Source organism: Rhizobacter sp. P3_B12, assembly GCF_056402895.1.
Genome location: NZ_JBFUGN010000247.1, coordinates 1 through 7,243, shown reverse-complemented (window position 1 = coordinate 7,243; position 7,243 = coordinate 1). Strand labels below are relative to the sequence as shown.

General features: G+C 67.9%; 6 protein-coding genes. 2 read left to right on the top strand and 4 right to left on the bottom strand.

Annotated elements, in window-relative coordinates; all coding sequences use genetic code 11:
- Positions 1-801 (bottom strand): alpha/beta hydrolase (locus tag AC1D01_RS14845; RefSeq protein WP_477867468.1); only part of this gene is annotated, 801 nt, incomplete at its 3' end.
- A 170-nt stretch (positions 802-971) separates the two neighbouring features.
- Here AC1D01_RS14845 and AC1D01_RS14840 point away from each other — a divergent pair.
- Together AC1D01_RS14840 and AC1D01_RS14835 are read left to right on the top strand one after the other, a co-directional pair.
- Positions 972-1,625, top strand: a complete 654-nt coding sequence (locus AC1D01_RS14840) for a hydrolase (protein WP_477867466.1) — start codon at positions 972-974, stop codon at positions 1,623-1,625.
- 36 nt (positions 1,626-1,661) lie between these two features.
- Entirely contained in the window at positions 1,662-2,651 is a 990-nt protein-coding gene (locus AC1D01_RS14835; protein WP_477867464.1) for an alpha/beta fold hydrolase, read from the top strand.
- Here AC1D01_RS14835 and AC1D01_RS14830 read toward each other — a convergent pair.
- From AC1D01_RS14830 to AC1D01_RS14820, 3 genes are all read right to left on the bottom strand, one after another.
- Positions 2,635-5,532, bottom strand: coding sequence for an ATP-binding protein (locus AC1D01_RS14830; RefSeq protein WP_477867462.1), 2,898 nt, complete (start codon positions 5,530-5,532; stop codon positions 2,635-2,637). The two genes, AC1D01_RS14835 and AC1D01_RS14830, sit on opposite strands and share 17 nt — an antisense overlap.
- A 70-nt stretch (positions 5,533-5,602) precedes the next feature.
- Positions 5,603-5,989 (bottom strand): histidine kinase, encoded by a 387-nt coding sequence (locus tag AC1D01_RS14825; protein ID WP_477867460.1) that lies wholly within the window; start codon positions 5,987-5,989, stop codon positions 5,603-5,605.
- A 15-nt stretch (positions 5,990-6,004) separates the two neighbouring features.
- Positions 6,005-7,243: NAD(P)/FAD-dependent oxidoreductase (locus tag AC1D01_RS14820; RefSeq protein ID WP_477867458.1), on the bottom strand; the 1,239-nt coding region annotated here is incomplete at its 5' end.

Sequence of the window (7,243 nt, the reverse complement as noted above, 5' to 3'; positions counted from 1 at the left end):
GCGGGCCGCCTCGATGATGACGGCGGCCACTTCCGTAGGCCGCCTCATCATCACGGCGTGCCCCGCCTCCAGGCTGGTTACCTTGGCACCGGCCCGTTGTGCCATTGCCTTCTGGGCCGGCGGCGGGATCATGTGATCCTGCTCGGCCACGACATACCAGCTGGGCTTGCTCTTCCACGCGGGCATGCTGACCTTGTCACCGAAGCTCCTCGCGGCGATCGGCTTCTGGTTGACCGCCAGCAGTGCGGTCCGCGCTGCCGGCAGATCCTGCGCGAAATGCTCGCCGAAGTTGCGGGTGCTCATCCACAGATAGCCGTGCGAATCGGGCTCGATGCCGGCCAGACCCGGCGGCGGGGGGATGTCCTTGTTGGCGAGCATGTCGTTGACCGACTCGCCGTCGCCCGGCGCGAAGGCGGCCACGTAGACCAGGCCGGCCACCTTCTCCTGCCGGCCCACCTCGGTGATGACCGCGCCCCCCCACGAATGCGCCACCAGCAGCACCTTCCCCGGTTGCCGGTCGATGGCCCGTTGCGTCGCGGCCGCGTCGTCAGCCAGTGCGCTGAGCGGGTTCTGCACGGTCACCACCGTCAGCCCCTTTGCCTGAAGCAGGGGCACGACGTCGTTCCAGCTGGAGCCGTCTGCCCACGCGCCGTGGACCAGGATCACGCTGACCTGCTTGTTGTCGGCTGCTGCTGCCGGGGCCGGTGCTGCGGCTACGACACCGGGGCTCAGCCATGCACCGAGCGCGAGGCTGGAGGCGGCTGTCAGCGCGGTCATCTTGGGAAACAGTGAAGTCGTCATGGCAGTTCCGATCTGCAGTTGTGGAAGGCCCACTGTGGCTGGATGCCTTCGCTTTCGCCATTGGTCCGAGGTGGCAGGACGGGGTGGTCTCAGGTGCGTTGTGGATGCGTGCCGTGGCCGGGAGACTGTGGGCTCGCAACCCGTCAACCCGTCCTCAAAGGAGAGATCCCATGACCCTCACTGCCAAGCCCATCGCGGGCTCGCGGCTGCTCAATCCGACCGATCACACGCTGGTGTTGATCGACTTCCAGCCGCAGATGGCATTCGCTACTCAGTCCATCGACGGCGTGAGCCTGCGCAACAACGCCAGCATCGCGGCGCGTGCGGCCGCAGGCTTCAAGGTGCCAACCATTCTGACCACCGTGGCGGCGAAGAGCTTCTCGGGGCCGATGTTCGACGAGGTCATCGAGGCCTTTCCCAACCAGGAGATGCTCGATCGCACCACGATGAACTGCTGGGAAGACGCGAACGTCATTCGTGTCGTCAACGCCATCGCAAAGCCACGCGTGGTGCTGGCTGGTCTCTGGACCTCGGTGTGCATCGTGGGGCCGGCGCTGTCGGCGATCGAGCAGGGCTTCGAGGTCTTTGTACTCACCGATGCCTGCGGTGACGTGACGGCCGAAGCCCACGAGCGCGCGATGCAGCGCATGGTGCAGGCCGGCGCGCAGCCGATGACCGCGCTGCAGTACCTGCTTGAACTGCAGCGGGACTGGGGGCGCGGCGAGACCTACGACCTGACCACCGGCATCGCCCGGCAGCTGGCCGGTGGCTACGGCGTGGGCATCGCCTACGCCAAGGCGATGTTCGGCGCCACCGAAGGCTGATGTACCCCGATCGACTCAACCACTGAAGGACACACCATGAAATCCTCTGTCAGCGCCAAGCGCTTCGCTTCCTTCCTGCTGCTGGCGCTTGCGGCGCACGGCGCCCAGGCCAACACCGCTGCCGCGAGCGAACCGTCGAACTCCGTCAGCACCGCGGCCGTCAGCTACCGCACAGTCAAGGTCGACGGCGTGAACGTCTTCTACCGCGAAGCCGGCCCGAAGAACGCGCCCGTCTTGCTGCTGCTGCACGGGTTCCCGACCTCGTCGCAGATGTTCCGCAACCTGATCCCCCGGCTGGCCGACAAATACCGCGTGATCGCGCCTGACTACCCCGGCTACGGCCAGAGCGACATGCCGGCGATGGACAAGTTCGAATACAGCTTCGACAACCTCGCCCGCGTGATGGACAAGTTCACCGCGGCGGTCGATGCGAAGAAGTTTGCTCTCTACGTGCAGGACTACGGCGCCCCCATCGGCTTTCGTATCGCGGCGGCCCATCCCGAGCGCATCACCGCGATCGTGGTGCAGAACGGCAATGCCTACAACGAAGGAATCGACAACGAGTTCTGGGCACCCGCCAAGGTGTACTGGGCCGACAAGTCCGAAGCGAACGGCGCGAAGCTGCGATCGCTGTTCGAGATCGGCGCGACGAAGTGGCAGTACACAGAAGGCATTCGCGACGTGAGCCACATCAGCCCGGATGCCTGGACAGTCGACCAAGCCCGCATGGACCGCCCTGGCAACAAGGACATCCAGCTGGAAATGTTCTACAGCTATGGCACGAACCCGCCGCTGTATCCCGGCTGGCAGGCCTACTTCCGCAMGCACCAGCCGCCGATGCTGATCGTCTGGGGCAAGAACGACAAGATCTTCCCGCCTGCCGGCGCGCACCCCTACCTTCGCGACCTTCCGAAGGCCGAGCTGCACCTGCTGGACACCGGGCACTTCGCGCTCGAGGAGGACAGCGAGACCGTCGGCCGGCTGATGCGCTCGTTCCTGCAGCGCAACGTCAAGGCGGGCAAGTGATGGCGGGGCAGCGGCACTCAGCCAGCAGGCGGGCCGCTGCCCTCAGGTCATGCGTCGAGAACCCTTCGGTAAATTCGTCGACGATGGGCGAAAGCATCCGGCGTGCGTCGTCCGTTCTCGACCCGGTGCACCAGAGCCCTGCGAGGTCGGTAGCTGCGCGCAACCGCCATGACAGCGCGCCGACCTTGCGGGCAGACGCCATCGACTGGCCGAGCAGGACTTCCGCGTCGCGGTTGCGCCCCTGGGCCACGCGGAGGGACGCCTGGACGCGAAGGACCTCGGGCAGGCACCAGCCCTCGTCGTGCGCATGCGCGATGTTGAGTGCGTTGCGGATCGTCGATTCGGCTTCGCCGAGACGGGCGTGACGCACGAGCGCGTCCGCCAGGACGCTGAGGTAGTACGGCATCCGCGCCAGGTGGTTGATGCTGCGGAACTCCTCGACGGCCTGCTGCAGAGCCGCCACCGCGTCGCACGAAGTGTCGCCCCGCGTGTGTGCCAGCGCGGCGCGGTAGAAGCTAGCGACCGGGCGCCGGGCGGCGAGGCCATGTCGCGTGACGTGCTCTTCCAGCATCGCGACATGGCGATCACAGGCGTCGACGTGCCCGCTCCAGTAGAGGACCGGGCAGATGTACGACAGCAAGTTGTTGAGCGAGAGGTGATGCCCGAGCCCGCGTGCGCTTTCCAGCGCGGCTTGTGCCGTGCGCACGGCCGTGTCGGCGCGGCCCGTCAGCCACAGCACCTGCCCCAGCACCCCACCCGCGAGAACGATGGGATCGGAGAGGTACCGGATGGCGTATGAGCCGAAATAGCGCTGGTCGCGCGCGTGGAGGACTTCGAGCCGCCGCCCGGCGGCGTGCAGGCGTCCGAGAAAGAGCTCGGCGATGGCGGTGTGCACATCGGCCTCGGGCAGGATGGACGGATCGTTCTTCGCGGCGACCGCTCCGAAGTCGTCGAGCGTGCGCAGCGCTGCAGCGTGCTCGCCCGTGAACAGCTCGTAGATGCCGATCATCATGAGGCAGCGAAGGTGGTAGTCGGTGTCGCCAATCCGCACCGCGATCTCCAGCGCGCGGCGCAAGGCTGTCATCGCCCGGGGCTTGAGCCCGCGTGTGAACACGGTGGCGCTGCCGAGCCACAGCTTGAGCTTCATCTCGAAAGCCGTTCCGGCGAGGTCCGCGGCCTCGAGTTCGTCGACCGCCTGCGACACATGGACGCCGCTCTCCTCGGTCAGCGAGAAATGATTCCACAGCAGCAGCCCGGCGACCGTCAGCCGGATCCGTAGCGATCGATTCGCCGCATCGCGACCGGTCCAAGCCAGTGCAGCGCGCAGGTCGTCAATGACGCGCCCATAGGCACGACCCCATTCGGTGGCCGGGCGCCGGGTCCACTCGCCGGCCGCGCGCTCGAGCGTCGCGCAAAGGTGTTCCGCGTGGCGTTGGCGGACCACCGGATCCTCGTCGCCGGCTCGTAGGCGTTCGAGGGCATAGGTTCGCGTGGTCTCGAGCAGGCGGTAGGCGATGCCATCGGCATCGAGGTCCGTGGCCAGCAGCGACTTCGCGGCTAGCTGCCCCAGGATGTCTGCCGCTTCCGCGGGAACGCGGTCTGCCACAGCCGCAGCCCCGGCGACGTCGAACACGCCCGCGAACACGGACACGGAGCGCAGCACCGCGGCCTCGCGGGGCGGCAGTAGGCCGTAGCTCCAATCGAGCGTAGCCGTCAGCGTGCGGTGTCGCTCCGGTCCCGCCCGGCGCCCGATCAGCAGGCGGAACCGGTCGTCTAGCTGCTGCAGCAGATCGCGCACGCTGAACGCATCGATGCGCGTCGCGGCGAACTCAATAGCGAGTGCGAGCCCGTCGAGACGGCGGCAGATCTCCGCGACGATGGGCGCATCGGCATCATTGAGCCGGAACGACTCTAGCCTGTCGGTGGCGCGGTCCACGAAGAGCTGGATGGCGGGAAACGTGAGCGCTTCGTCGGCATTCAACCGGGATGAGGGAAGGGGCGCACCGAGCCCGGGCAGCCTGCGCACCCGTTCTCCCTTCACCAGCAGCGGCTCGCGGCTCGTGACGAGGATCCTCACGCCGGCCGCCGTTGCGATGATCCGGTCGACACAGGAGGCGGCGATGTCGATGATGTGCTCGCAGTTGTCGATCACGAGCAGCATCGAACGGTCGCGCAGGTACTCGCAGAGCGGGATCAGCATGCTCTCGGAATGCGCGGTCAGGCCGATCGCCGTCGCGATGGCGTGGGGTGCCAGGGCCGGGTCCTTGAGCATCGCCAGGTCGATCAGCCAGACGCCGTCGCTGAACGATCCGAGCACCTGTTCGGCCACGGCGAGCGCCACTGTGGTCTTGCCGATGCCGCCAGCGCCGACGATGGAGACGAGACGCGATCCTTCGAGTTCGAGCCGGATGGCATCGATCGCCTCCGCCCGGCCGAAGATGCGCGTCGTGGCGGTCGGCAGGTTGTGGCTGCGCCGCTCCGTCGCCGCGGGGGCCGGCATGAAGCCGGGTGCTCCGTTGGCCTGGACGGGGGCGACGAACCGGTAGCCGCGGCCGGTCACCGTCGCGATGTACGTGGCCATGCCCACGCCGTCGCCGATCGCGCGCCGCAGGGCGGCCATGTTGACCTTCAGGTTGCCCTCGTCGACGACGACGTCCGGCCAGGCACGCGCCATCAGCTCGCGCTTGCCGACCAGTTCACCCGGGCGCTCGACCAGCGCCGTGAGGATGTCCAGCGCACGACCCCCGAGGCGGACCGGTGCGTCGCCCTGCAGCAGCAGCTGGCGTTGGGGAATGAGCACGAAAGGTCCGAACGCGAAGGAACGTGCAGCCCGCCCGGTCGGTTCAGTGATCACGGAACTGATGCGGTTCGTGCAGGCCATGCGTGGCTCCTTGGGGCGCGGGGGATTGAACGATAGGCCCTCCATCGCCGCGGCAGAACCCCCATTCGTTTTACCCGCCGTTCACTCGATCGTGTGAACGCGGCGGCTCGCGCGGGTCGAACAGGCGATCGAGTTGTTGCCTCAGCACGTCTTCGGCGCGGTCCAGCACCTGGGCGAGTGCAGCCCGCGCCGGGTCGTCCGAGGCCATCCGATCGGTCGCCGCCTGGAAGCGCAGGATCAGACCCTGGGTGCTTTGCACCAGGGTGTCATGGAGTTCGTGCGCCATGTGATCTCGCTCGGCCATGCGTTGCTCATGAAGGAGGCGCATTCTCGCGGCGACCTGGCGCACGCGGAGCCATGCGACGCACCAGATCAGCGCGCCGGCACCGGCCACGCAAACGACGAAGAACCAACCCGTCTGGACGCAGCTCGGCGGGATAACGAAGTCGAGCGTCACGCGAAAGAGTCAACGCTACGCCGGCAACCCTGCGAGGTGGTGGTGGATCTGTGCGACCGCCGCAGCGCCCTCGCCGATGGCGCCACCCACGCGCTTGACCGAGCCGGAGCGCACGTCGCCGACGGCGAACACCCCCGGCACGCTGGTTTCCAGCGGCGCGGCCTTCCAGCCCGAGGGATCGACCTCGACGCCGGCCCCCGTCAGCACGAAGCCTTGCGGATTGACGCCGACGCTGCACCCGCCAAGCCAGTGCGTCTCGGGCTCGGCCCCGACGAACAGGAAGACGTTGCGCAGCGGGCGATGCTCCTGCGATGCCGCCCGGCGGTTGGTCCAGGTCACCCCTTCCAGCCCGCTCATCGGCTCGCCATGCAACTCGACGATCTCGGTGTGGGGGCGCAGTTCGATGTTGGGCGCCGCACCGATGCGATCGATCAGGTAGCGCGACATGGTGGCCCGCAGGCTCGGTCCGCGCATCAGCACGTGCACCTTCGAGGCGTGCTGTGACAGGAAGACGGCGGCCTGGCCCGCCGAATTGCCGCCCCCCACGACCACGACTTCGGTTTGCGCACACAGTGTGGCCTCGAGTGCCGAGGCCCAGTACCAGATGCCGCGGCCTTCGAAATCGGACAGTCGATCCACCTCTAGGCGGCGGTAGCGCGCGCCGCTGGCGATGACGACCGTGCGCGCACGCAGGCGCCGGCCATCGGCGAGGTGCAGCCGGAGTTCACGCTCCGGCCCTGCACGAGCGCAGTCCAGCGACCGCACCTCGGCCGGGATCAGCAGTTCGGCGCCGAACTTCTCGGCCTGCACGCTGGCGCGCCCGGTCAGTGCGGCGCCGGAAATGCCGGTCGGAAACCCGAGATAGTTCTCGATGCGCGCGCTGGCACCGGCCTGCCCGCCATAGGCGCGCCGGTCCAGTACGACGACGCGCAGGCCTTCGGAGGCGGCGTAGACGGCCGTCGACAGCCCGGCCGGGCCGGCGCCGACGATCGCCACGTCGAAGATCTCTTCGCGCTCGGCGCTGTCAACCATGCCGATGCATCGGGCCAGGGTTGCTTCGGTCGGGTTCACCAGCACGGCACCGTCCGGGCACACGACCACCGGCTCGCCGGGGGCGGCGCCGTACTGCTCGATCAGCGCCGCCGCGCGGTCGTCGTCGCGTGCATCGATGACCCGGAACGGCTCGCCGTTGCTGTGCAGGAAGCTCTCAAGCCGCAGCAGGCCGGCCGAGTTCGGATGGCCGATCAATACAGG